Here is a 25,810-nt window from a genome sequence, read left to right on the forward strand (position 1 = left end):
CTATGGAGAAGTGGTCCCGTTTCAACATCGCCTCGGTCGTTCTAGGCTTCGGCTTTCTCTATCTGCCGATCGTGCTCCTGGTGATCTTCTCCTTCAACGAGTCGAAACTGGTCACCGTCTGGGCGGGCTTCTCGACCAAGTGGTACAGTCAGCTCTGGCATAACCAGGGCCTTCTGGACGCGGCCTGGGTAACGATCCGGGTGGCGCTCCTTTCGGCGACCTGTGCGACCGTCCTCGGAACTCTGGCGGCACTCGCGCTGGTGCGCTACACCCGATTTCGCGGCCGTGTTCTCTTTTCCGGCATGGTCTATGCGCCTCTGGTGATGCCGGAGGTGATCACCGGCCTGTCGCTGCTGCTGCTCTTCGTGGCGATCGGGTTCGACCGCGGTTTCTGGACGATCACGCTCGCCCATATCACCTTCACCATGTGCTTCGTCGCGGTCGTGGTCCAGTCGCGTCTTCTGAGCTTCGACCAGTCGATCGAGGAGGCGGCGCTCGATCTCGGCGCGACCCCGGTCAGGACCTTCTTCGCGATCACGCTGCCGGTGATCGCGCCGGCCGTCTTTTCCGGCTGGATTCTCGCTTTCACGCTTTCGCTCGACGATCTCGTGATTGCAAGCTTCACGACCGGGCCGGGCGCCACGACGCTGCCGATGAAGATCTATAGCCAGGTCCGCCTGGGCGTGACGCCGGAAATCAATGCCATCTGCACGATCCTGATCGGTATCGTCGCTTTGGGTGTGATCGTCGCATCGATCGTCACGAAGCGTCGTGAAGTCCAGCGCGAAAAGGACGAGCGAGCAGCCTTCGCGGCGATTGGTTGAGCGAGGGCGTGTTGAGGTTCATCTCGCGTTTGTGACGGCTGCTCGGAGGAGTGCCATCTCTTTTCCTCCTCATCTCTCACGAGCACAGGGGGGAGGAGATCAAACAAGCCGCTGCGAAAACCACCAATCTCAACAGGCTTCAAAGCACTTCCACGAAAAGTGTGTAACGGTTTTCCGTCCGGAAGTGCATTGTCTCAAAGATGTTACTGTGGACTGAGGAGAACCGAAAGCGGTGAGATTACTGCGTTCGGCCAGGAGCCGCCGATGAAGAATTGCAGCGGTTCCTTGTTGGCCTCGGGGTCCGCGAGCGTTCCCGCCAGGGCCAGACTGCCGCTTCGATAGGGGACGACGCCGGTCACCGAAATATTGCCGGCGGGGCCGACGAAAGCGGCCCGGTCCAGCCGTGCGGTGCCGCTGCCGAAGCTCGTCTCGATGTCCGCCGTCTGGAACTCGAGCGTGCCGTCGCTTGCCTGCGACAGGGAGAAGAATTCCCCCTTGCGCACGAGATCGGTGAAGGCGTGAACGTCGAAATCGGCGAGCCTGCCGTTGGTGAGCGAATAATCGAGACGGCCGAAGACATCGGCGAGCCCCGTCTCCCAGAGGGGGCGGCCGGTGGCAAGTTCGACGCTGAGAACGCCCCGGCCGGTCGGAACGGGACCCTTGAGGCCGAAGCTGTCGAGGACGGCAGCGAAGTCGGCGTCTTTCAGGTTCATCTGCAGCTTGCCGCCTTGCCCCACCCCTTTTTCTGAGAGCACGGCGCGGCCGCTCAGCCTGCCATTCGCATAGGTGCTGTCGCCGATGTCGAGCGAAACCCGGCTTCCGTCGATCATCACTCCGGCAGCGACATCGGTCAGGTGCAACGGACCGGCCAGGACTTCTTGGGACGACAGCCGGACATCCAGACGCCAGCCCCCGACAAGAGCCTGGGCCATCCGCCATCCGCGGTCGTCCTCCTGTGCCGGCTTCAGCGTTGTCAGGGGCAAGCCGTTGAGGTCGATCCGGTCGAAGGCGAGCGTGCCTTCCACGCGCGGCTCCTTGCCGGAGGGCAATTGCACATCCAGAACGCCCGTCGCCGTGGCTTCGCCGACCGCCAGCTGCAGGTCCTCGAGCTTCAACGCCGTCTCACCGGTGGTCACCCTCGTATCGATACTGAACCCGCCCGGAGGCAATCCCGCATCCGGAGCCCCGCGGTACCACGCGGCAAGCGCTGCCAGCGAAGGTGCGGACATCTGCAGATGGCCGAAGGCGAAAGGCTGGGTGGAGAAATTGCCGATACCCTCGAAGGAAAAGGTCAACGGAGCCGAGGTGAGCGATGTCTTGAGAGCGGCGTTGCGCCTGGCGAAGAGGGCGAGCGGCTCCTCGCATACGAAGGCCCAGCCCACCGCTTCGCCGCCGATGAGCGCGGAGAATTGTGCGCTCAGCCGCCCTCCGAAGGAAGGCCATTTGAGGGTACCCGAAATCCCCGCGACGTCTATGCCCTCACCGGTTGGCGCCATGTGGTCGACGACGCGGAAGCGGCCATTCTCGATGGTGATGTCTCCGAAGGGAGCCTCGTCACGCGGCACGGTATTGCCCGGCGGCACCAGCCAGTCCGGTTTTTGCCAGTTGAACGCGCCGTCGGCCCCGCGCTCGAGCGTGAGGACCGGATCGACGAGCGTGATCTCGTCAAGAGCCTGTTCGCCACGAAGTGCGGAAAGCAGGCTGAACGAAGCGGTGATGCGGCCGATCTCGGCGAGCGGGCGCGGCTCGGGTCCGGTGGAGACGATCGTCGTTGCGGGGAGCGTCACCACGGGTTCCGGCCAGAACCGGACTTCCGGCTCGCCGCTGATCGTGCTTTTCCCGCCCGACCAGTCGTCGAGCATCCGCTCCATCGCCGCGCGGGCCTCGGTCGTCGAAACCACGAGCGGCAGCGCGGCATTGTATGCGGCGGCGAGGGCGATGCCTAGGGCGGCCGACCAAACGAGGTGGCGCCGGCGAAGCCGCGCCCACAGGCGCGAATCGCCCAATATCTGGAACATCTTCCTCGTCATTTCGGTCGGACTGCCATCGCCTCGGGTAAGCCGCTTGGATAGGACTTCAGCCTGCATAAAGCAAATGCCGCTGACATGGAAATGTCGCCGTCGCGATCATGCGGAGCCGCATCCGCACTGTTTGTTCCGCGCTGCAGCATGATATAGAAAAGTCCGAAGAGCGGAGGAAAGCATGCAAGCAGAACGGCCTTTATGGATTCCGGACAGGGAAATTCTCGAGCGCAGCCCGATGGCTGAGTTCATCGCCTGGTGCGGGGAGCGCTTCGGGCGCAGCTTTTCCGACTATGATGCCTTTCATGACTGGTCGGTGACCGAGCGCGGCGATTTCTGGACCGCCGTATGGGAGCATTGCAAGGTGATCGGCGAAGGCGGAGAAAGGGCTCTCGTCGACGGCGACCGGATGCTCGACGCCCGCTTCTTTCCGGAAGCGAAGCTCAATTTCGCCGAAAACCTGCTGCGCAAGTCGGGGAACGGCGATGCCCTGATCTTCCGCGGCGAGGACCAGGTGAGCTATCGGCTGACCTGGGACGAACTGCGCGCCCTGGTGTCGCGTCTGCAACAGGCGCTGAAGGCGCAGGGGATCGGCGTCGGCGACCGCGTCGCCGCTATGATGCCGAATATGCCGGAGACGATCGCCCTCATGCTTGCGACCGCTTCGGTCGGCGCGATCTGGTCGTCCTGTTCGCCCGATTTCGGCGAGCAGGGCGTTCTCGATCGCTTCGGCCAGATCGCCCCCAAGCTCTTCGTCGTTTGCGACGGCTACTGGTATAACGGCAAGCGGCAGGACGTGGACGCGAAGCTGCGTGCGGTGGCCAAGGCGCTCGGGGCGCCGACCGTCATCGTTCCCTATGCCGGAGACAGTGCCGCGCTTGCGCCGACCGTCGATGGCGGGGTGACGCTTGCCGATTTCATCGCCGAATTCCAGGCCGGACCGCTTGCCTTCGAGCGCCTGCCGTTCAGCCACCCGCTCTATATACTGTTCTCCTCGGGCACGACCGGCGTACCCAAATGCATCGTCCATTCTGCCGGCGGAACGCTGCTGCAGCACCTCAAGGAACATCGCTTCCATTGCGGGCTGAGGGACGGCGAGCGGCTGTTCTATTTCACCACCTGCGGCTGGATGATGTGGAACTGGCTGGCCTCGGGCCTCGCCGTAGGCGCAACGCTGTGCCTCTACGACGGCTCACCTTTTTGCCCCGACGGCAACGTACTCTTCGATTATGCCGCCGCCGAACGCTTTGCCGTGTTCGGCACGTCGGCGAAATATATCGACGCCGTGCGCAAGGGTGGATTCACCCCGGCAAAGACGCACGACTTGTCGTCCTTGCGGCTCATCACGTCCACCGGCTCGCCGCTTTCGCCGGAGGGCTTCTCCTTCGTCTATGACGGCATCAAGGCCGATGTCCAGCTCGCCTCGATTTCCGGCGGCACCGACATCGTCTCCTGCTTCGTGCTCGGCAATCCGCTGAAGCCGGTGTGGCGCGGAGAGATCCAGGGCCCCGGCCTCGGCCTCGCCGTCGATGTCTGGAACGACGAAGGCAAGCCGGTGCGCGGCGAAAAGGGCGAACTCGTCTGCACCAGGGCGTTTCCGTCGATGCCAGTCATGTTCTGGAACGATCCGGACGGTGCGAAGTATCGAGCCGCCTATTTCGACCGCTTCGACAACGTCTGGTGCCACGGCGATTTTGCCGAATGGACGCCGCATGGCGGCATCGTCATCCACGGCCGCTCCGACGCGACATTGAATCCCGGCGGCGTGCGCATCGGCACGGCGGAAATCTACAATCAGGTCGAACAGATGGATGAAGTCGCCGAAGCACTGTGCATCGGCCAGGACTGGGAGGACGATGTCCGCGTCGTCCTGTTCGTGCGGCTGGCCTCCGGAGTCGAGCTGACCGAAGGACTGACAAGGGAGATCAGGAACCGCATCCGGTCCGGCGCCTCGCCGCGGCACGTGCCCGCGAAGATCATCGCCGTCGCCGACATACCTCGCACCAAGTCCGGCAAGATCGTCGAACTGGCTGTGCGCGACGTGGTGCACGGCCGTCCGGTCAAGAACAAGGAAGCGCTGGCGAACCCGGACGCTCTCGACCTCTTCGCGGGGCTGGAGGAACTCAAGAGCTGAATTCGTCTATGACCTGCGTTCGAGCGACCGGGACACCAGGATGACGGGGACCATCCCGGCCAGGACGATGATCATCGCCGCAACGGAGGCGTCTTCCACCTTCGCCCGCGAGGCATCCTCGTAGACCAGCGTCGCGAGCGTATTGAAATTGAACGGACGCAGCATGATGGTCGCGGAAAGCTCTTTCATCGTCTCTATGAAGACGAGGAGCGCGGCCGTCAGCACTGCGGGCCGCATCATGGGCAGGAGGACCGCCCGCAGCGTCTGGCCGCTCGTGCGCCCGAGCGCGCGTGCGGCCATGTCCAGATGCGGCGACAGTTTCTGGAAGCCGGCTTCGAGCGTCCCTTCCGCCATGGTCAGGAACCGGACCGTGCAGGCATAGATGATGGCAAAGCCGGTGCCGCTCATGAGCAGGCCGGTGGAAATCCCGAAAAGCCCCCGCATCTCGGCGTCGATGGCATTGTCCAGGGCCGCGAGCGGAAAGAGCACCCCGATTGCCAGGACCGTTCCGGGCACGCCATAGCCGAAGGAGGCGAGCCGCCCGGCGATATCGATGATGCGCGAACGCCCGGTGCGCGCGGCATAGGCGAGCACGAAACCCAGGAGCACGGTCGCAAACGCCGTCAGTCCGGAGACGAGGATGCTGTTTAGCAGCGCACTCAGGAGGCGGGGTGCCAGGAACTGGTCGAGGCGTTTCAGGGCATAGTCGCCCAGAACGAGGAATGGAACGGCAAAGCCCGACAGCGTCGGCAAAAGGCAGGCGGCCGTCGCTGCCCATTTCTTCCAGCCGGAAAGTTTCAGCCTCGCGGCGTCGTGAACTGCGGCCGTGGTCTTCTGGCTCGCAAAGCGCTGTCTGCGGCGCGCCGCCCTCTCGACCATCATCAGCCCAATGACGAAAACCAGCATGATGCAGGCGATCTGCGCCGCGCCGGCGAGGCTGCCGCGGTTGAGCCAGGTGTCGAAGATGGAGAAGGTCAGGGTCTGCACGCCGAGAAATTCGACCGCCCCGATATCGTTCAGCGTTTCCATGGCAACGAGCGTGAGGCCGATCATGATCGCCGGCCGCGCCATCGGAAGCTGGACGCGGAAGAAGACCTTCAGCGGTCCGGCGCCGAGCGTCCGGGCCACGTCCGCGGCGGCGCGGCCCTGCATGAGGAACATCGAGCGGCAGGCGAGATAGATATAGGGATAGAGCACCGAGCTCAGCACGAGCACGGCGCCGCCAAGGGAGCGCACGTCGGGAAACCAGTAATCGCGGCTCGTCTGAAATCCGAAGAGGGCTCGGATCAGCCCCTGCACAGGGCCGGTGAAGGTGAGCAACTCCCCGAAGGCATAGGCCGAAAGATAGGCCGGTATGGCAAGCGGCAGCACCAGGGCCGCGGAAAGGAAGCGCCGCAACGGAAATTCATAGGTTGCCACCAGCCAGGCGGTGACGATGCCGATCACGGCGGTGGCGGTGCCTGTGAACAGGACCAGGAGAAGCGTGCGACCGGTTGCGCGCGGGATGACGTTTTCGATGAGATGCGGCCAGTCTGCGGTGCCGCCGGAAATGGCGAGCCACGCAATGGCAAGAATCGGCATGAGCACGACCGCGGAGGCGAGTCCGGCCCAGCCGGTGAGCAGCGGATGGTGAAGGCCGGTGCCGGAGCTGGCGTAGCGCCGCTTGAGGCTTTTGGCGGTGAAGTGCAAACGATCCGTCCGAAGCAATGCCGATCGAAATGACGAGTGAGGAAACGGCCCGCAGTTTCCTCAACCTTCGAGAACCGACAAACTGGTTCCTTCAGGTCAACATTTCCTTACAGCATTCGGTTTCAATTGGCCAAGACGCGTTGTGAGGGAAAGGATATTTCCACCAGTGTGCCCTCGTTCGGGGCGGAAGTGATGGCAAACTGCGCTCGGTTCGCTTCCGCCATCGCTTTCGTCAGCGGCAGGCCGAGGCCGGTGCCGTCGCCACGCTTGCGGCCGCCGGTCGTGACCTGACGGAAGGGCTTCATAGCCTGGTCGAGCTCGTTGCGGGTCATGCCGATGCCGGTGTCGCGGATTCTCAGCATGACGCTGCCATTGGCCTCGTAGGACGTCGACACGACGATCTGGCCGCCCGACGGCGTAAAGCGGATGGCATTCGCGAGGATGTTCAGGGCGATCTGCTTGATCGAACGGTCGTCGGCGACGACTTCGGGCACGGAGCCCGACAGCGAGGTGCGGATGATCACGCGCTGGCTATTGGCCTGCGGCTGCACCAGCGACACGGCCTCGGAAACGGCCTCATTGAGATCAACGGCGCCGAAGTCGAGATCCATCTCGCCGGCCTCGATCTTCGAGATGTCGAGCAGATCGTTGACGATGTCGAGGACATGCCGTCCCGACCGGCCGATGTCGCCGGCATATTCGATATAGCGCGGATGGCCGATGGGGCCGAAATGCTCGCTCGCCATCATGTCGGAAAACCCGATAATGGCGTTGAGCGGCGTGCGGATCTCGTGGCTGACCCGGGCCAGGAATTCCGTCTTGTGAGCATTTGCCGTCTCGGCGGCGCGCTTGGCGTTGCGAAGTTCCTCTTCGGTCCGCTTCCACTGGGTGATGTCGCGGATGACGGCGCAGTAACCGTTGGAGGAGGAGAGCCGGCCGATGGTCATGAACAGCGGAATGAAGCCGCCGGCGGCCTCGCGGCCGATCACTTCCCGTCCATCGTTGAGCACGCTTGCGACGCCGTGGCCGGAAAGGCCTTGGAGATAGTCGATCACCGCCTTCTGGCTCTCATGGGCGAAGAGCGCGGCGAACGGCTTTCCGCGCATATCGGCCTCGTCATAGTCGAAGAGCGCGCTTGCGGAGCGGTTCATCGTCCGGATGTCGCCGTCCCGTCCGAGGACCACGACCCCATCGGTCGCGGTCTCCAGAATCGATCGAAGCTCGTCGATCTCCATCCGGAGCCGGCTTGCTTCTGCCGCTCCTTCGTCTTCGAGCGCCTGCTTCTCCGCTTCGCTTGCGCCGGCCGGGGTCAGCGCAAGCATCAGCGCGCTCTTTCCTTCCCAGCGGATCGAATGCAGGTGGGCGCCGACGGGAACGAGCCTGCCATCCTTGCGGACCAGCGTCATGGTTCCGTTCGGCTTTGCCGCGCCTGCCTCGTTGCCGAGAGCGAACAGGGCCTCGAGGCCACCCTCCTGCTTGAAGGCTTCGAGATCCTCATATCCGGTCAGCCGCAGGAATTCCGCATTGGCATGCAGCAAGGCGTCGCCGTGGTGAACCAGCAACGCGACCGGCAGCCTGTCGAGAATCTCGCTGCTCATGGCTGCGCCGTTGCGTGCGGCGAGGCCGGGCTCCGTTGCCGCAGCAGGGGTCTCGCCCGCCGGCGTCGCATCGTGCTGTCCGCCTGGCGCCTCGGCTTCCTCCGTCTGTCGGCTTTCTTCCATGGCAGCCGGCGTGCTGGGGGAGGTGTCCGCTGCGTGCCGGCCTTCGGATCTGCCCTCCTGCGGCAGCGGATCAGGGGCGAAATGCTCGCCGAGCTGCCTTGCAATCTCGCGGAAGGCCGCCTGCTCGCCGCGGGTCAGCGCGCCGGCTCCCGCCGGTCGGCGCTCGTCGAGGTCGATGACCTTGTCGGAGGCCTGCCGTCCGGTGGTTTCGACGACCCGCAAGGCGGGCTGTTCGCCGCGGAAAGGGTCTTCCGATACGCCCTGTGCAGCCTCGGCCGCATCTTTCCCACTCTCGGCGGCAGGGCCGGTCCTGGAGCCAGCCTCAGCCTGCGGCGCATCGGCGCGCTCAGCCGACATGTCGCTTGAAGCCTGCGCGATCGGCGCCGGCGCCGGCCGGTCGAGCGAAAGCCCGGCCGCCTTCGCGTCCGGCACGGCGTCGGCGACCCTGACAATGCCGAAGCCGCGGAAGCCGTCGAACTCGCGCGAACGGGAATAGGTGGGAAGGGCGGCGAGATCGACCGGCACCTTGAGATTGGTTCCCTGGACCGGCCAGAAGATCGTTTTGCCGGACCAGGTATCGCGGCGGTGCAGAAGCTCGTTGATCTTGTCGTCGGGGTCGAGATCGTAGCGGTCGGCGAGATCGGTGAAGGTCACGCCGATCACGTCGGCGGCCTTCGGGCCGACGGCTGACGCGAACTCTTCGGAGATTTCGCTGAAACGTCCCTCCGCGTCGATCTTCCAGACGAACCGAACCGCCCGTCCGCCGGCCGCAAACGCAAAGTCGGTGGTTTCGCCGTCACGATTCGCATCGCCAGCCGGTTCGCCGGAAGCCGGTTCGGCTTCAAGCGGCGTTTCAGGCTCGGCGAGATCGGCCGCCTCGGCCTCGTCCTTCGGAGCGAGCTCCCCTTGCGCATCCTCCGCGGTGCCGTTCTCGACAGGCACTTCGTGTTCTCTCGCTGCAGCCGCCTCCGGGGCCTCGGCTTCCTCAACGGGCGCCTCCGCCTGGTTCGTCTCCGCCGGTGTCGCGGACGGAGGAACCGCCTCTCGTGTTTCGCTCGACGGCGCAGGTGCGGCGGGGATCGCCTGCTCCTGCGCTGTTTCGCCGACGGCCTCTCCGGTCTCCGGTTTTTCGAGGATTGCCTCGACCGCGAAGAGCAGGTGGAGGGCCGGGTGGTCCGAAATCTTGCCGACTGCAGCCGGCAGGCGCCCTTTTTCCGTCGCGACCGGACGCTTGATCAGGCGATCCTTGTCGTTCGCAGCGGCTGCAACGAGCGTTCGGCGAATATCCGCCGAAAGACCGAGACTCTCGAATCCGGGCGAGCCGGCAACGATGGACCCGTCGCTATCGAGCACGGCCATGTGCGTGTCCGGGCCGTCGAGCCCGGCAATCATAGCCTCGGCGCGGGCCTCGGCCGAAAGCGCCTTGCCGTTGTTCGGCGCGGTGAACAGAATTGCCTCTTCCCCGGGTGCGATGCGGATCATCTCCACGGCGGCGTTGAGCGGAAGCCGGCGAAAGCCCGATGCCATACGGATCAGAAGCTGCCGGCGGTCCCCGACGGCGGCGAGCTGCGCCGCGGCGGCGCGCAACTGGCGAAGCGAAAGATCGCTCGGATCGAGGTCGGTATCGATGAAATCGTAGACCGAGGCCGTTCCGAACAGCTTTGCGCCCTGGTCGTTGGCCCATAGCACTCGCGCGACACTCTTCGAAAAAAGGACGGACGCATCCCCCCGGGCAAAATGCTCCCGCACCCGTGCATGCACGGCAATGTCGATGAAGGGGTACTGTCTTTCGGGCATCGGCAGACCTACTGACGGATCGCTTGCGCGTTAACGCTCTATTAATACCCAGCCCATCGGCGAGGGTCCAGCAACGGTGCGGCCTCGGCCACGTCTTTCGGCGCGGAAGGTTAATGTGCACGGCTTATTGTGCGCTGCACAAATTTATTGCAACGCACAACCAAATCGGCTATAGAAGCGTCATCAATCAAAACGGCGCCTCTGAAGAGGGCCACACCAAGGAGCGCATGAAATGGCTACCAGGAAGACCGAAGACGCATTTTCCCTCTCTTTCGACCCGACCAAGTTTGCCGACAGCTTCCGCGAGTTCGCCGAAAAGGGCGCCGCGCAGTCGAAGGAAGCCTACGCCAAGATGAAGACCGCGACCGAGGAAGCAGCGAAGACTGTCGAAGCGACGGTCGAGAGCGCTCAATCGGGCACCGTCGAACTCGGCCTGAAGGCCATCGACGCGCTGCGCACCAATGCCGAAAGCTCGCTCTCGCACATGGAAGCTCTGCTCGGCGTGAGGTCGCTCTCCGAACTCGTCGAACTGCAGACCGCCTTCATCCGCAAGCAGGCCGAGCTTGCCGTCGAGCAGGCGAAGACGATGCAGGAAGCAACGCGCAAGGTCGCCGAGAACGTTGCCAAGCCCGGCAAGGATGCCGCGGAAAAGGCGATGTCCAGCCTCAAGAAGGGCTGATCGGCCGCGCCGTTTCAATCGGATTCGAAGCAAAGACCGGGTGGCTTGCCATCCGGTCTTTTTGCTGGATAATCTGAACTTAAGGCTTGCAAATCGGTGTGAGTGACCGTATGTGAGCCGCCAAGCGACGACCCGAATAACATTGGAGTCGCCCGTCGAGTGCGGTTGTAGCTCAGTTGGTTAGAGCGCAGGTTTGTGGCACCTGAGGTCGGTGGTTCGAGACCACCCAACCGTACCATTTCTTTCAAGACATATCCTTCCAGCCGGTCCACGATCCGCAAGGCTCGTGGTTGTGGTCGAATGCCCAGGCGGCGAAAACGCCGATAGGTCTGGCACTTCGGCCTTCTGCGCTCGCCGCACTCAATCCTCGTTGCGTCGGGGATGTGGCCCCGACCTTATCACCTCTGGAATATAGACTGCTTCGTCACGCTGCGGCATTCTCACCGAGTGGGACAAGCATCATAGCTGCCTTAGCCGACCTGGACATCAAGACGCTGAGAGAGCCGTTCCAGGCCGCGCCGGCAGGCAGCACGACGACGGCTGGAGGAGCACGTGGCTGGTCGACTGGACGGAAAAATTGCGCTTATCAGCGGCGGGGCAGGGGGGTGTGGTCTCGCCGCCACCGAACTTTTCGCTCGGGAGGGCGCAGCGGTCGGGATCGTGGATCTCCCGCAGAGCGATGGCGAGGCCATCGCCGCCCGCCTCCGCAGCGAGGGCTTCAGAGCGGCATTCGCCTCGGCCGACGTGTCGGACGAACGTCAGGTAACGCAAGCGGTGGAAGGGTTTCGGGAGAACTCGGACCGATCACGGTCCTGTTCAATCACGCGGGCACCATCGTCATTCGGCCGTTTCTGGAGACCACGGTCGACGAGTGGGACAGGCTGATGGCCGTCAACGTGCGCAGCATGTTCCTCATGACCCGCGCCGTTCTTCCCCAGATGATCGACGCCGGAGGCGGATCGATCGTCTGCACCTCTTCCATATCGGCGGTGGCCGCAACGCCGATGGAGGTTCTTTACAATACGACCAAGGGGGCGTGCCACATGTTCGCCCGATCCGTCGCCGTGGAGTTCAGGGATCGGAACATCCGGTGCAATGCGGTTTGCCCCGGTTTCATCCAGACGGCGCACGGCCAAAGGGAAGTCGAGGAGCTGACCCGCTACGGGGTCGATGTCTCCGAGGCGGCGATCGCCGCCCAGCAGGGGCGGATGTGCCGGCCGGACGAGGTCGCCAAGGCCGCCCTTTATCTTGCGAGCGACGACGCAAGCTTCGTCAGCGGCGCCCATCTGTTCGTCGACAATTGTTTTACAGCGGTGTGAGGGGAGAAACATGGCTTTCGAGAAAGGTGGAGTCTGGCGGAACTGGGTAGGCAATCAGTATTGCGTATCGCAATACAAGGCCTCGCCCGAATCCGAGTCCGAACTGGCCGAACTGGTCGCAGAGGCGGACAAGCGGGATCTCGGAGTGCGCGTCTCGGGTTCGGGCCACTCCTTCACGCCGGTCGTAGGGACCAGCGGTCTCCTTTTGTCGCTGGCAAATCTCAGGGGCGTTCAGAACGTCGACAAGGCGCGCAAGCAAATTACCGTGGCAGGCGGAACGCGCATCAACGAGGTGGGCAAGACGCTGAAGCAGCACGGACTGTCGCTGATCAATCAGGGCGATATCGACAGCCAGGCGGTCGCCGGCGCCTTTACCACCGGAACCCACGGGACCGGGATCAAGCTCGCAAACATGGCGTCTTCGATCGCCGGAATGAGGATCGTCAAGGCGAACGGGGAAATTCTCGACATCGATGGGAGCGACGAAGAACTCCTCCACGCGGCTCAGGTCTCGGTCGGCACGCTCGGCGTCATCTCGTCCATGACGCTCAACGTCATGGACGCCTATAACCTGCACGAGCGGCTGTGGCGTGACGACTTCGAGACCTGCATGGAGCGCCATGACGAACTGGCCGCAAATCACCGGCATTTCGGATTTTTCTGGTGCCCGACGCCGGAAAGCCGTCACCTCTACTGCCTGCCGGATACCTCGGCCGTCTCGTCCACGAACAAATTGGCCGATGTCTGCGAAATGAAGGTGATGGATATCACCGACGCAGCGCCCATGGAGAGCGAGTTCGAAAAGATCGCCTACAGTTCGGAAGTCTATCCCATCGAATACGTCCCCAACTTCGTCGAACTCGAATATGCGGTGCCCCTCGAACACGGCAAGGCAGCAGTCAGAGCCGTGCGCGATCTCATGCTCAACAAGCATACGAACTGCATCTATCCGATCGAATATCGCTTCACCGCCGGCGATCCGGCGTGGATGAGCCCCTTCCATCACCAGGACAGCATCACGCTCTCCGTCTCGGGCGGCCCGGGAATCGATTACTGGGCATATCTGAAGGACGTCGACCAGATCCTGCGCGGATACGACTCGCGGCCGCATTGGGGGAAGATGCATTTCCTCGACACCGACGATGTGACGCATCTCTATCCGCGTGCCGGGGACTTCCGCGCGCTGCGAAGGGAACTGGACCCGAAAGGGCGCTTCCTGAACGACCATCTGAAGATGCTGCTCGGCTGACCTTCATGATTTCAGGTGGAGTTGACACGCGGGATGCGGCCGAAACCGCACACAGTTTTCCTCATCCCGCTCTAAACGAATATCTGATGCTCCGCCGTCACCAGTTCCTGCAGAAACGCTGCGACCGTGCGCACGCGCACCAGGTCGCGGGCGCTCTCGTGATAGGTCGTCCAGTAGGCGCGTCGGATCGTCGTCTGGGGGAGCAGGCGTACAAGCTCCGGATATTGCCGGGCGATGTAGTTATGCAGGATGCCGATGCCGGCGCTGGAGCGGGCGGCTTCGGTCTGGCCCGTGGCGCTGGAGATCTCGAAGGAGGCATTCCAGCTGCGCATGACCTCGCTGGAGAAATTGAGCGACGGCGTGAAGATCAGATCCTCCACATAACCGATCCGGCGATGGTTCTTGAGATCGTCGACAGACCCGGGTGTGCCGTAGCGGCCAAGATATTCTGCCGATGCGTAGAGGCCCAGTGTATAATCGGTAAGCTTGGACGAGACGAGCCGCCCCTGTTCCGGCCGTTCGATGGTAATCGCGATATCGGCCTCGCGCTGCGACAGCGAGAAGGAGCGCGGAACAGGAACGAGCTGGAGCTTCAGTTCCGGGTAACGTGCCGTGAGCCGCCCGAGACGCGGCGCCAGGAACGAGACGCCGAAACCATCAGGGGCGCCGATGCGCACCGTGCCCGCGATCGCCGTATCGATCCGCCCGACCTGCGATTGGGCGGCGAGCATCTCGGTTTCCATGCGCTCGGCCGCGGCAAAGAAGACCTCGCCTTCGGCCGTTAGTTCGCAGCCGTTGGGACGCCGGATGAGGAGCTTCGCTTTCAGCTTTTCCTCGAGCGCGGTAACCCGCCGGCTGAGCGTCGCGTGATTGATGCCGAGCCTTTTCGAGGCGGCGAGGATCTGGCCCGTCCGCGCGACGGCCAGAAATACCCGGACGTCGTCCCAGTTCATGCGAACGCTTTCATGGACTTTAATCTGTGCACAACGGTTCCTGAAATTCGGAAATTGAATTGTTGAAATCGTAGTGCGATCATGAGGGCACAATCAAGGGTCAGGAGAAACACTCATGTATGAACTCGGTCATTTCATCGACGGCAAGCGCGTTGCCGGCACGAGCGGTCGCGTCAGCAACATCTTCAACCCGGCAACGGGCGAAGTTCAAGGCACCGTAGCGCTGGCGAGCGACGCGGACCTGGCCGCCGCCGTCGAGAGCGCCAAGGCTGCCCAGCCCAACTGGGCCGCAACCAATCCTCAGCGCCGCGCCCGCGTCTTCATGAAGTTCGTCCAGCTCCTGAACGACAACATGAACGAGCTGGCCGAGATGCTTTCCCGCGAGCACGGCAAGACCATCGACGACGCCAAGGGCGACATCGTGCGCGGCCTCGAAGTCTGCGAATTCGTCATCGGCATTCCACACCTGCAGAAGAGCGAATTCACCGAAGGCGCGGGTCCCGGCATCGACATGTACTCGATCCGCCAGCCGGTCGGCGTCGGCGCCGGCATCACCCCGTTCAATTTTCCCGGCATGATCCCGATGTGGATGTTCGCCCCGGCGATCGCCTGCGGCAATGCATTCATCCTCAAGCCTTCCGAACGCGATCCCTCCGTGCCGATCCGCCTTGCCGAACTGATGATCGAAGCCGGTCTGCCGGCGGGCATCCTCAACGTCGTCAACGGTGACAAGGGCGCGGTGGATGCGATCCTGACGCATCCCGATATCGCCGCCGTTTCCTTCGTCGGCTCGACCCCGATCGCCCGCTACGTCTATGGCACGGCTGCGATGAACGGCAAGCGTGCGCAATGCTTCGGCGGCGCAAAGAACCACATGATCATCATGCCGGACGCCGACCTTGACCAGGCGGCCAACGCACTCATCGGCGCCGGCTACGGTTCCGCGGGCGAGCGTTGCATGGCGATCTCGGTCGCCGTTCCGGTCGGCGAGGAAACCGCAAACCGTCTGATCGACAAGCTTGTTCCGATGGTCGAAAGCCTGCGCATCGGTCCCTATACCGACGAAAAGGCCGATATGGGCCCCGTCGTCACCAAGGAGGCGGAGCAGCGCATCCGCAGCCTGATCGACAGCGGCATCGAGCAGGGTGCGAAGCTCGTGGTCGACGGCCGCGACTTCAAGCTGCAGGGCTATGAGAACGGCCACTTCATCGGCGGCTGCCTCTTCGACGACGTCACACCCGACATGGACATCTACAAGACCGAAATCTTCGGACCCGTCCTGTCGGTCGTCCGGGCCAGGAATTACGAAGAGGCCCTGTCGCTGCCGATGAAGCACGAATACGGCAACGGTGTCGCCATCTATACCCGCGACGGCGATGCGGCGCGCGACTTCGCCTCCCGCATCAATATCGGCATGGTCGGCGTCAATGTTCCGATCCCGGTTCCGCTCGCCTACCATTCCTTCGGCGGCTGGAAATCCTCGTCCTTCGGCGACCTCAACCAGCATGGGCCGGACTCGATCAAATTCTGGACGCGGACGAAGACGATCACGTCCCGCTGGCCGTCCGGCATCAAGGATGGGGCCGAGTTCTCGATACCGACGATGCGATAACGCGGCAGCGAACGCCTGACCGACTGGGGCCTCCTTCGGGAGGCCCCGGATTGGATCGAGGCGGCGCGAATAACGGTTCGTCCCCCTGGGGCCGGCACGAAAACGGCGGGCATGCGCCCGCCGTCCTCGTATTGCTTAGATCGTCGGTCTCAGTCCTGCGGGCCGTCGTTGTAGCCGATCTTGTCGACGATTTCCGAGGCCTTCTTGCGGTTTGCCGCGATTTCGGCAAGCGGCAGCGTGTCCGGCTTGATCTCGCCGAAGGACTTCACGACTTCCGACGGTTCGGCGCCCGGCAGAACCGGATACTCGAAGACCTGTTCGGCATAGATTTTCTGCGCTTCGCCTTCCGACAGGAATTCCATGAGCTTGAGGGCATTTTCCTTGTTCGGCGCGTTCTTGGCGAGCGCCATGCCGGAGATGTTCACATGCGTGCCCCGGTCCTTGGTGTTCGGGAACAGCACCTTGATCGCCGCAGCCCATTCCTTCTGCTCGGGCTCCTTCTCGTTGGTGATCATAAGGCCGACATAGTAGCTGTTGCCGAGCGCAATGTCGCATTCGCCGGCGAAGATCGCCTTGGCCTGGTCGCGATCGCCGCCGTCCGGCTTCTTGGCGAGATTGTTCCTGAGGCCGGTCAGCCATTTTTCCGCTTCGGCTTCGCCGTGGTGGGCGATCATGGAGGCGAACAGGCCGACATTATAGGAGTGCTGGCCGTCGCGGGTGCAGATCTTGCCCTTCCACTTCGGGTCGGCGAGTTCCTCATAGGTGATGTCGTCCTGCGCTACGCGCTCCTTCGAGGCATAGACGACGCGGCCGCGTGTCGTCAGGCCGAACCAGTTGCCGTCCGGATCCCGGAAATGGTCGGGAATGTCCTTGTTGATGGTCTCGTTGACGACCGGCTGCGTCACGCCCGCGTCCTTCGCTTCGGTCAGGCGGCTGATGTCCACGGTCAGAATCACGTCGGCTGGAGAGTTTGCGCCTTCAGCCTGGATGCGCTCGACAAGACCCTTGTCGAGGAAGAGGACGTTGGTCGTAATGCCCGTCTTCTCGGTGAAGGCGTCCAAAAGCGGCTTAATGAGGTCCGGCTGCCGGTAAGAGTAGATGTTGACCTCTCCGTCGGCTCGGACCGCCGTAGAGGCAAGAAACGTCGCCGCTACGGACAGCGCTCCGATCAGCGCTTTTGAAATTTGCATGGTGCTCTCTCCTTTTTCGTGTTTTAAACTTAACTAACTCAATCATATTTCTGCCGTCCGCCGGCGCGTCAGTCAACAGCGAAAAGGTAAAGAGATAACCTTCGTGAATATTTCCACTTTTTGGAATTGTTCCAAACTGCGATCCGTCCTATATGATGAGGCACGAATTTATCGAATCCGGAGCAAAAAATGCGTCTGACGAAGCAAACCAACTACGCGGTACGCATGTTGATGTACTGTGCTGCGAACGGCGAGAAGCTCAGCCGCATTCCCGAGATTGCCAGGGCTTACGGCGTATCCGAGCTGTTCCTCTTCAAGATTCTGCAGCCGCTCACGAGAGCCGGCCTGGTCGAGACGGTGCGCGGCCGCAACGGCGGCGTCCGCCTGCCGAAGCCGGCGTCGGAGATCACCCTTTTCGACGTCGTCAAAGTCACGGAAGACAGTTTCGCCATGGCGGAATGCTTCGAGGCGGGCGAGATCGACTGCCCGCTGGTGGACAGCTGCGGCCTCAACGCCGCGCTGCGCAAGGCGCTGAACGCCTTTTTCGAAGTGCTTCAGGGGTACACGATCGACGACCTGGTCAAGGCCAGGCCGCAGATCAACTTCCTCCTGGGCCTGGAAGAGCCAGTGCGCCCGCAGACCTCGGCCGCCTGAGTTCACTCGCGTCTGCGAGCTTGTGGCCGAGAGGCTCTGCCCTGAAGCAGCGTGAGAGCGGGACGGAAAACCCGCGTACGCTGGCGGCAACTCATCCGCGAACTGCTGCTTCCAGTCGACAGGTCTTGCTTCCGGCGGGCGATCTCGGCACCTCGAACGGTATTGAGCATTTTCGAGGTCGAATGTTTCCCTTCGACAGCGCAGCTTAGAGTTTATCTGCATTCCCCTTGAGAGTTCGCGACTCGCATTGCTTGCCCCGGAACCGCGGCTGCCGGCGAAAGTCGGGGATAGTTCCGCATGCTCTGTTTGCGGAAGAATTTTTCGCATAGACAAAATTCCAAAGCGACTTATTGCATTGCGACGCCAAATGTCGTTCCATCCGCCCTTGACCGGGTGTAAACGTCATGCCGTGTCAGATAAATTGCGAGAACAAAAACAAATCTGGGAAGCAAGCTCATGAAAAAGCTCACTACTCTCTTGGCAGCGACGGCGATTGCCACGCTGATGGCCGGCACCGCCTGGTCGAAAACGTTCGTCTTCTGCTCGGAAGGGTCGCCGGAGGGCTTTGATCCCGGCCTCTATACGGCCGGCACGACCTTCGACGCTGCCGCGCATACCGTCTACAGCCGTCTTCTCGAGTTCAAGAAGGGCACGACGGAGACCGAGCCCGGGCTCGCCGAAAGCTGGACGATTTCCGACGACGGCCTTGAATATACTTTCAAGCTGCGTCCCGGCGTCAAGTTCCAGACGACCGAGTTCTTCACCCCCACTCGTGAACTGAACGCCGACGATGTGATCTTCTCGATCGAGCGCCAGTGGAAGTCCGACCATCCGTGGCACGGCTACGTAACCGGCGGTTCCTGGGAATATTTCGCCGGCATGGGCCTGCCGGAACTGCTCGAGTCGGTCGAGAAAGTCGACGACATGACGGTCAAGATCAAGCTGAAGCGCAAGGAAGCGCCGTTCCTCGCCAACCTTGCCATGCCCTTCGCTTCGATCATGTCGAAGGAATATGCCGACAAGCTGCAGGCCGAAGGCAAGATGAACCAGCTCAACCAGATGCCGCTCGGCACCGGTCCTTTCGCCTTTGTCGGCTACCAGCAGGACGCGGTCATCCGCTACAAGGCTCATCCGGACTTCTGGGGCGGAAAACAGAAGATCGATGATCTGGTCTTCGCGATCACCACGGATGCGGCCGTTCGCTTTCAGAAGCTGCAGGCCGGCGAATGCCACCTGATGCCCTATCCGAACGCGGCCGATGTGGAAGCCATGAAGGCCGATCCGAACCTCAAGGTGATGGAGCAGGCCGGCCTCAACGTCGCCTATCTCGCCTACAACACGACGCAGGCGCCTTTCGACAAGGTCGAAGTGCGCAAGGCTCTGAACAAGGCGATCAACAAGCAGGCGATCGTCGATGCCGTCTTCCAGGGACAGGCGCAGCCGGCGGTTAACCCGATTCCGCCGACCATGTGGTCCTATAACGAACAGACCGAAGACGACACCTACGATCCGGAAGCGGCCAAGAAGATGCTCGAGGATGCCGGCGTCAAGGACCTTTCGATGAAGGTCTGGGCAATGCCTGTCGCGCGTCCCTACATGCTGAACGCCCGTCGCGCCGCCGAACTGATGCAGGCGGACTTTGCAAAGGTCGGCGTCAAGGTCGAAATCGTCTCCTACGAATGGGCGGAATATCTCGAGAAGTCCAAGGCGAAGGACCGCGACGGTGCGGTCATCCTCGGCTGGACGGGCGACAATGGCGACCCGGACAACTTCCTCGACACTCTGCTCGGTTGCGATGCCGTCGGCGGCAACAACCGCGCGCAGTGGTGCAACAAGGAGTTCGACGACCTCGTCACGAAGGCGAAGGAAGCATCCGACGTCGCAGAGCGCACCAAGCTCTATGAGGAAGCGCAGGTCATCTTCAAGCGCGAAGCTCCCTGGGCAACGCTCGACCACTCGCTCTCCATCGTCCCGATGCGCAAGAATGTCGAAGGCTTCGTGCAGAGCCCGCTCGGCGACTTTGCTTTCGACGGCGTTGATATTGTAGAGTAATCTTATCGACAGATCCGAAGGGGGCGTTTGCCGCTGGCGAGCGCCCCTCTTCCTTTTTGCCAGTGCCGCCACTCATGCGGGCACGGTTGGCATGAGGTTTGACTATGTTCCGATTCCTTCTGGGGCGTTTGGCAGTGCTGATCCCGACTTTCATCGGGGTTTCCATCATCGCCTTTTCCTTCATCCGCCTGCTTCCCGGCGATCCCGTGGCGCTGCTTTCCGGCGAACGGGTGATGTCGCCTGAGCGGCATGCCGAGATCTCCCACCAACTGGGCTTCGACCGACCCATCGTCATGCAGTACCTGGATTATCTCTGGGGCGTTCTGCAGGGCGACTTCGGGACGTCGATCGTCACCAAGAAGCCGGTGATCGATCAGTTCATGGAGCTCTTCCCGGCGACCGTCGAGCTGTCGCTCTGCGCCATTATCTTCGCGGTGGTCGTCGGCATACCTGCTGGTGTGGTCGCGGCAGTCAAGCGCGGATCCATCTTCGACCAGATCATCATGGGCACCGCGCTCATCGGCTTCTCGATGCCGATCTTCTGGTGGGGCCTGCTGCTGATCATCGTCGTCTCCGGCATTCTGCAGTGGACGCCGGTGTCCGGGCGTATCTCGTTGATGTTCTTCTTCCCGTCGGTCACCGGCTTCATGCTGATCGACTCGCTGTTGTCCGGCCAGGAAGGGGCGTTCCAGTCGGCCTTCAATCACCTCATCCTGCCGACGATCGTTCTCGGCACCATTCCGCTCGCCGTCATTGCGCGCCAGACCCGCTCTGCAATGCTCGAAGTGCTTTCCGAAGACTATGTGCGCACTGCACGTGCCAAGGGGCTCTCCACCTTCCGTGTGGTCGGCATTCATGCGCTGCGCAATGCGATGATCCCTGTCGTCACCACCATCGGCCTGCAGGTCGGTGTGATGCTGGCGGGCGCGATCCTGACGGAGACGATCTTCTCCTGGCCGGGGATCGGCAAATGGATGGTCGATTCGGTCTTCCGGCGCGACTATGCCGTCATACAGGGCGGGCTTTTGATCATAGCCGCGGTCATCATGCTGGTGAACCTCGCCGTTGATCTGCTCTACGGCTTGATCAACCCCCGCATCCGGCACTGAGGAGAGCGATATGACCGAAGTTACCGCGACAACCGCCATATCGACCGATCCGACGCGCCGGGCGCGTCTCGCCGAATTCTGGTACTATTTCTCGGAGAACCGCGGCGCCGTTATCGGCCTGTTCTTCTTCCTGTTCCTGGTGCTGCTCGCCATCTTCGCTCCGCTGGTGGCACCCCATAACCCGACCATCCAGTTCCGCGAGGCGGTGCTGCTCCCGCCCGTCTGGCAGGAAGGCGGCCGCGCGACTTTCCTGCTCGGGACCGACGCCGTGGGCCGCGATATGCTCTCCCGTCTCATCTACGGCACACGGTTCTCGCTCTTCGTTGGCGTCATCGTGACGGTTCTGTCCCTGACGGGCGGAATCCTCGTCGGCGTCATCGCCGGCTATTTCCGCGGGTGGATCGACACGGTCATCATGCGGATCATGGACATCATCCTGGCCTTCCCGTCGCTCCTGCTGGCGCTCGTCCTGGTGGCGGTGCTGGGGCCGGGCCTCACCAATGCGATGATCGCGATCGCGCTGGTTTTCCAGCCGCATTTCGTCCGCCTGACGCGGGCGGCGGTGATGACGGAGAAAACGCGCGACTACGTCGTGGCGGCGAAGGTCGCCGGAGCCGGACATGCGAGGCTGATGTTTAAAACCATCCTGCCGAACTGCATGGCCCCGCTCATCGTCCAGGCGACGCTCTCGTTTTCGAGCGCGATCCTCGATGCGGCGGCACTCGGCTTCCTGGGTATGGGTGCGCAGCCGCCGACGCCGGAATGGGGAACGATGCTGGCGGAAGCACGCGAATTTATCCTCCGTGCCTGGTGGGTCGTGACGCTTCCCGGCCTCGCTATCCTCGTGACCGTTCTGGCAATCAATCTGATGGGCGACGGCCTGCGCGACGCGCTCGACCCCAAGCTGAAGAGGTCCTGACATGGCGCTTCTCGAAATCGAAAACCTCGTCGTCGAATTCCAGACGGCGTCCGGGCCGTTCCGAGCCGTCGACGGCGTCTCGCTCAAGGTGCATGAGGGCGAGGTCCTGGCAATCGTCGGGGAATCGGGCTCCGGCAAATCCGTGTCCATGCTGGCCGCCATGGGGCTTCTGCCCTGGACCGCCAAGGTGACCGCGGACAAGCTCGCCTTCAATGGACGGGATCTATTGAAGATGCCGGCCTCCGACCGTCGCAAGATCGTCGGCAAGGACATTGCGATGATCTTTCAGGAGCCCATCGCCAGCCTCAATCCGTGCTTCACGGTCGGTTTCCAGATCGAGGAAGTGCTGCGCATACATATGGGCCTCGACCGGGCAGCGCGGCGCAAGCGCGCCATCGAGCTGTTCGATGCGGTCGGCATTCCCGACCCCGCCGAGCGCCTCGGGCACTTTCCGCACCAGATGTCGGGCGGGCAGTGCCAGCGCGTGATGATCGCCATCGCGCTTGCCTGCAACCCGAAACTGCTCATCGCGGACGAGCCGACGACCGCACTGGACGTGACGATCCAGAAGCAGATCCTCGATCTCCTGATGAAGCTGCAGCAGGAATACCGCATGGGCCTCATCATGATCACCCATAATATGGGCGTCGTAGCGGAGACGGCGGATCGCGTCATAGTGCAGTACAAGGGCCGGAAGATCGAAGAGGCGGATGTCCTTTCGCTGTTCGAGTCGCCGAAGAGCAATTATACCCGCGCGCTTCTCTCGGCCTTGCCGGAGAATGCGACGGGAGACCGGTTGCCGACGATTTCCGAACTTTTCAATGAGCAACAGATGCTCGAGGGAGCTGCTCGATGACCCATGTTCTCGAAGCCCGCAACCTGGTGCGCGACTATCATATTCCCGGAAACCTGTTCCGTGCGGCGCGCACCGTTCATGCGCTGAAGGGCGTAAGCTTCACGGTCGACGAGGGCAAGACGCTCGCGATCGTGGGCGAAAGCGGCTGCGGCAAGTCTACGCTCGGACGCATCATCACGCTCATCGACCCGGCGACGGCGGGCGAGCTGTCGATCGACGGCAAGACGGTCGACATCGCGCGCGAGGGGCTGACGGCGGAGATGCGCCGCAAGGTTCAGATCGTCTTTCAGAACCCTTACGGCTCCCTCAATCCTCGCCAGAAGATCGGCGATATTCTGGCGGAACCGCTCATCATCAACACCAAGGTTCCGGCAGGCGAACGCCGAGAGCGGGCAATGGCGATGTTGAAGAAGGTCGGCCTCGAGGAGAAGCACTACAATCGCTATCCGCACATGTTCTCCGGCGGCCAGCGGCAGCGCATCGCGATTGCCCGTGCGCTGATGCTCAATCCCAAGCTTCTGGTTCTGGATGAGCCGGTTTCGGCGCTCGACCTCTCCGTACAGGCGCAGGTTCTGAACCTGCTCGCCGATCTGCAGGACGAATTCAAGCTCACCTATGTCTTCATCAGTCACGATCTGTCGGTGGTGCGCTACATCGCCGATGACGTAATGGTGATGTATTACGGCGAAGCGGTCGAGTATGGCAGCCGGGACGCGGTATTCTCCGACCCGCAGCACGATTATACGAAGACGTTGTTCGCGGCGACGCCGCGGGCGGATGTTGCCAGCATCAAGGCCCGGCTCGCCCGGAAGAATGCCGCCTGAGCGGAAATACGTATCACCCAAATGCCGGCAGACCGTTGTTCGGCCCAACACCAGGATGAGGATTATGGAAATCAAGCGTTTCGAAAGCGGCTCGAGGATGAGCCAGGCCGTGGTCTACAACAACACGGTCTATCTCGCCGGCCAGGTCGGCAATGCCGGCGACGACGTCGTCACCCAGACGAAGCAGGCGCTGGCGGAGGTCGATCGTCTGCTGGCGCTCGCAGGCACGGACAAGACGCGCATTCTTTCCGCGACCGTCTGGCTCGCCGACATGGCGGATTTCGCCAAGATGAATTCGGTCTGGGACGCCTGGGTGCCTCAGGGCCACGCGCCGGCGCGCGCGACCGGCGAAGCGAAACTCGCAACCCCGGAATATCTCGTCGAAGTCATCGTGACGGCAGCTCTCTAAGCCGTTGGCGCAAGCAGATATACGCTCCACTTTCCCCGCCGTCGGCCCCTCGGCCGGCGGCGTTTTGCTGCCGTCCTTACACGCTTGTCGCGCAGGAACGATTTCCGCAGTTGCGGCGTTTATCGGTGCGTTCCGCAAGGAGGATGAGACATGCTCTACCGGGTGCCAGGACCCGTCGTGACGTGCCGGTATTCGGCATGGATCTCTTCCCGCGCACGCCGCAGGGCGTGGCCTAAACATTGCTGATCACCATCGGTGGGCCTGGCCTGCTTTCCGCCACGCTTCACCTGTCCCGCTTGAGCGACATTGAGCAAGGCTTCGCGGGGGAATCCGCGGTGGAGTGCGCCACCTCCTTCCCGCATTCGCGAACGAACTGTTCGCCGCACGAGTGTTTGAGAGGTAGGTGCCGATGGACATAGTCGGGCGGACGACCGCCGAGCGTCGACGAAAGCGCGAAGCGGAGAGAGAAATCGCGCTTGCCGAGGCATCGGCGATCGTCGCCCGAAAACGCGACAGCATCGATCTCGCCGGCGCCTGGAGCGTCATCGGTCTGTTTGTGATCGCCTGCGCGGCCGTCGTCTATGCGATGGAAGCGATCCTCCTGCCGATCACGCTCGCCGTCGTCATCGGCATCGTTCTCGGCCGCGCTGCCGATGAACTGGCCCGGTTCGGGCTGCCGCCCATGTTCGGCGGCCTTTTGCTGGCACTTTGCTTTCTGCTTGGCCTGTCATACCTGGTCAACGCCATCCTCTGGCCGATCACCGAGGTCGCGCGCGAGGCGCCGCGGCTGGTCGAAGGCCTCATGGAGCGGATATTGCCCTATCTGCAGCGCTTCGAATGGATAAACGTAGCGCTTGCCCGCGGCAGCGGAGAAGAGGCTTTCGCCGACGTCATCGTCAAGAATGCGGGACCGCTGATCGGCGGCGCGGCGGCAAGCCTGACGCCCGCTTTGGTGCAGACCCTGATCTTTTTGGCCGCCCTTGTGCTCTTCCTGCTGGGGCGCGTTCAGTTGCGCAGCACGATCATTCTCGCTTTTCCCAGCCGCGAAGGTCGCCTGAGCGCGATCCGGATCATGAACGCCCTGGAGGATGCGCTTACGCATTATTTCTCGACCGCCAGCCTGATCTATCTGGCGCTGGGCTTCATAACCATGGTCATTGCGCTGGTCGGCGGATTGGCGATGCCCCCGCTTTGGGGGCTGTTCGCCTTCGTCTCGAGTTTCATTCCCTATCTCGGGGTCACCTTCATGACCCTCTCTTTGCTCGTCGGCGGGCTGATGACGCATGATGCGCTCATCGTGGCCATCGCCCCGGCGGTCGCCTTCTTCACCGTTCACCTCGCCATGGAAAATCTGCTGGTGCCCGCCATTCTCGGCCAACGCTTCGATATCAATCCGTTTCTGGTCTTCGTCGCGATCATTTTCTGGACGTGGATGTGGGGTGCTGTCGGGGCGTTTCTCGCCTTTCCGCTGTCGCTGATCGCGATGATCATATTCGAGCAGACCCTGCTGCCGCAGCCGGAACGCCAGTTGCCGGGCTGATCCCTTCATGCGCGCGCCTCATAAGGCGCGCGGCGCTGTAGGAAGTCTCTCCTTTTCCTCATCCCTTTGCTCGTCACAGGGATGAGAGCAGCGCCGCGTCTGCGGCGCGGAAGAACCTTTCCAGCCCAAGGACTTGGACTGGCTGGATTCCTGTGACAAGCACAGGAATGAGGAAGCGGCGGCGGGTGGCCCGAATCTCAACAGGCCTCAGAGCACTTCCAGGAGAAGCGTGTACCGGTTTTCCTGGAGGGCGCGCTGG

18 protein-coding genes, 1 tRNA gene and 1 pseudogene are annotated in these 25,810 nt (G+C 62.5%); 15 read left to right on the forward strand and 5 right to left on the reverse strand.

Translation table 11 applies throughout. From position 1 onward, the window contains the following. The first annotated feature begins 2 nt into the window (after positions 1–2). Entirely contained in the window at positions 3–824 is an 822-nt protein-coding gene (locus tag AC6CIG_RS08510; RefSeq protein WP_100669509.1) for an ABC transporter permease subunit, read from the forward strand. A 203-nt stretch (positions 825–1,027) separates the two neighbouring features. Here the strand turns inward: AC6CIG_RS08510 and AC6CIG_RS08515 are convergent, their stop codons facing one another. Continuing rightward, positions 1,028–2,854 carry an AsmA family protein gene (locus tag AC6CIG_RS08515; RefSeq protein ID WP_437408244.1) on the reverse strand — a complete coding sequence of 609 codons (1,827 nt, stop codon included), beginning with the start codon at positions 2,852–2,854 and terminating at the stop codon, positions 1,028–1,030. A gap of 172 nt (positions 2,855–3,026) precedes the next feature. Between AC6CIG_RS08515 and AC6CIG_RS08520 the strand changes: the two genes are divergently transcribed. Further along, on the forward strand, positions 3,027–4,979 hold the full coding sequence (locus AC6CIG_RS08520; RefSeq protein ID WP_437408245.1) for an acetoacetate--CoA ligase: 1,953 nt from the start codon (positions 3,027–3,029) through the stop codon (positions 4,977–4,979). Positions 4,980–4,985: 6 nt separating this feature from the next. Here the strand turns inward: AC6CIG_RS08520 and AC6CIG_RS08525 are convergent, their stop codons facing one another. Then, on the reverse strand, positions 4,986–6,668 hold the full coding sequence (locus AC6CIG_RS08525) for an ABC transporter permease (RefSeq protein WP_100669503.1): 1,683 nt from the start codon (positions 6,666–6,668) through the stop codon (positions 4,986–4,988). A gap of 122 nt (positions 6,669–6,790) precedes the next feature. Next, a complete protein-coding gene (locus AC6CIG_RS08530) occupies positions 6,791–10,186 on the reverse strand; it encodes a PAS domain S-box protein (protein WP_437408246.1) in 3,396 nt (1,131 codons plus the stop codon). A 232-nt stretch (positions 10,187–10,418) separates the two neighbouring features. Between AC6CIG_RS08530 and phaP1 the strand changes: the two genes are divergently transcribed. The 4 genes and pseudogenes from phaP1 to AC6CIG_RS08550 all read left to right on the forward strand — a co-directional run bounded on the left by phaP1 (position 10,419) and on the right by AC6CIG_RS08550 (position 13,433). Further along, positions 10,419–10,865 (forward strand): phasin PhaP1, encoded by a 447-nt coding sequence (gene phaP1, locus AC6CIG_RS08535; RefSeq protein ID WP_003527110.1) that lies wholly within the window; start codon positions 10,419–10,421, stop codon positions 10,863–10,865. Positions 10,866–11,026: 161 nt separating this feature from the next. Then, a tRNA-His gene (locus AC6CIG_RS08540) sits at positions 11,027–11,103 on the forward strand. 314 nt (positions 11,104–11,417) lie between these two features. Further along, positions 11,418–12,184, forward strand: a pseudogene (locus tag AC6CIG_RS08545) (SDR family NAD(P)-dependent oxidoreductase). Between the two features lie 10 nt (positions 12,185–12,194). Further along, a complete protein-coding gene (locus AC6CIG_RS08550; RefSeq protein ID WP_437408247.1) occupies positions 12,195–13,433 on the forward strand; it encodes a D-arabinono-1,4-lactone oxidase in 1,239 nt (412 codons plus the stop codon). Between the two features lie 71 nt (positions 13,434–13,504). On the opposite strand, the gene AC6CIG_RS08555 is transcribed toward AC6CIG_RS08550, so the two are convergent. Beyond that, on the reverse strand, positions 13,505–14,386 hold the full coding sequence (locus AC6CIG_RS08555) for a LysR family transcriptional regulator (RefSeq protein ID WP_018094277.1): 882 nt from the start codon (positions 14,384–14,386) through the stop codon (positions 13,505–13,507). Positions 14,387–14,501: 115 nt separating this feature from the next. Here AC6CIG_RS08555 and AC6CIG_RS08560 point away from each other — a divergent pair, with 115 nt between their 5' ends. Then, positions 14,502–15,998 carry a CoA-acylating methylmalonate-semialdehyde dehydrogenase gene (locus tag AC6CIG_RS08560; RefSeq protein ID WP_437408248.1) on the forward strand — a complete coding sequence of 499 codons (1,497 nt, stop codon included), beginning with the start codon at positions 14,502–14,504 and terminating at the stop codon, positions 15,996–15,998. A 149-nt stretch (positions 15,999–16,147) separates the two neighbouring features. On the opposite strand, the gene AC6CIG_RS08565 is transcribed toward AC6CIG_RS08560, so the two are convergent. Next, positions 16,148–17,188, reverse strand: a complete 1,041-nt coding sequence (locus tag AC6CIG_RS08565) for a Fe(3+) ABC transporter substrate-binding protein (protein ID WP_437408249.1) — start codon at positions 17,186–17,188, stop codon at positions 16,148–16,150. 189 nt (positions 17,189–17,377) lie between these two features. Here AC6CIG_RS08565 and rirA point away from each other — a divergent pair, with 189 nt between their 5' ends. The 8 genes from rirA to AC6CIG_RS08605 all read left to right on the forward strand — a co-directional run bounded on the left by rirA (position 17,378) and on the right by AC6CIG_RS08605 (position 25,551). Next, a complete protein-coding gene (gene rirA, locus AC6CIG_RS08570) occupies positions 17,378–17,842 on the forward strand; it encodes an iron-responsive transcriptional regulator RirA (RefSeq protein WP_018094280.1) in 465 nt (154 codons plus the stop codon). Between the two features lie 456 nt (positions 17,843–18,298). After that, complete coding sequence (locus AC6CIG_RS08575) at positions 18,299–19,894, forward strand: ABC transporter substrate-binding protein (RefSeq protein ID WP_437408250.1); 1,596 nt, start codon at positions 18,299–18,301, stop codon at positions 19,892–19,894. 104 nt (positions 19,895–19,998) lie between these two features. After that, positions 19,999–21,003 (forward strand): ABC transporter permease subunit, encoded by a 1,005-nt coding sequence (locus tag AC6CIG_RS08580; RefSeq protein ID WP_018094282.1) that lies wholly within the window; start codon positions 19,999–20,001, stop codon positions 21,001–21,003. A gap of 10 nt (positions 21,004–21,013) precedes the next feature. After that, positions 21,014–21,922 (forward strand): ABC transporter permease subunit, encoded by a 909-nt coding sequence (locus tag AC6CIG_RS08585; RefSeq protein WP_018094283.1) that lies wholly within the window; start codon positions 21,014–21,016, stop codon positions 21,920–21,922. A gap of 1 nt (position 21,923) precedes the next feature. Then, positions 21,924–22,778, forward strand: coding sequence for an ABC transporter ATP-binding protein (locus AC6CIG_RS08590; protein WP_018094284.1), 855 nt, complete (start codon positions 21,924–21,926; stop codon positions 22,776–22,778). Beyond that, entirely contained in the window at positions 22,775–23,602 is an 828-nt protein-coding gene (locus tag AC6CIG_RS08595) for a dipeptide ABC transporter ATP-binding protein (RefSeq protein ID WP_018094285.1), read from the forward strand. The genes AC6CIG_RS08590 and AC6CIG_RS08595 overlap by 4 nt, the downstream gene beginning before the upstream one ends. 64 nt (positions 23,603–23,666) lie before the next feature. Beyond that, positions 23,667–24,011: a RidA family protein gene (locus AC6CIG_RS08600; RefSeq protein ID WP_018094286.1), complete on the forward strand. Its 345-nt coding sequence runs from the start codon at positions 23,667–23,669 to the stop codon at positions 24,009–24,011. Positions 24,012–24,420: 409 nt separating this feature from the next. Continuing rightward, positions 24,421–25,551 (forward strand): AI-2E family transporter, encoded by a 1,131-nt coding sequence (locus AC6CIG_RS08605; RefSeq protein WP_018094287.1) that lies wholly within the window; start codon positions 24,421–24,423, stop codon positions 25,549–25,551. Positions 25,552–25,810 lie beyond the last annotated feature (259 nt).

It is taken from the genome of Sinorhizobium sp. GQ132 (genome assembly GCF_059758575.1).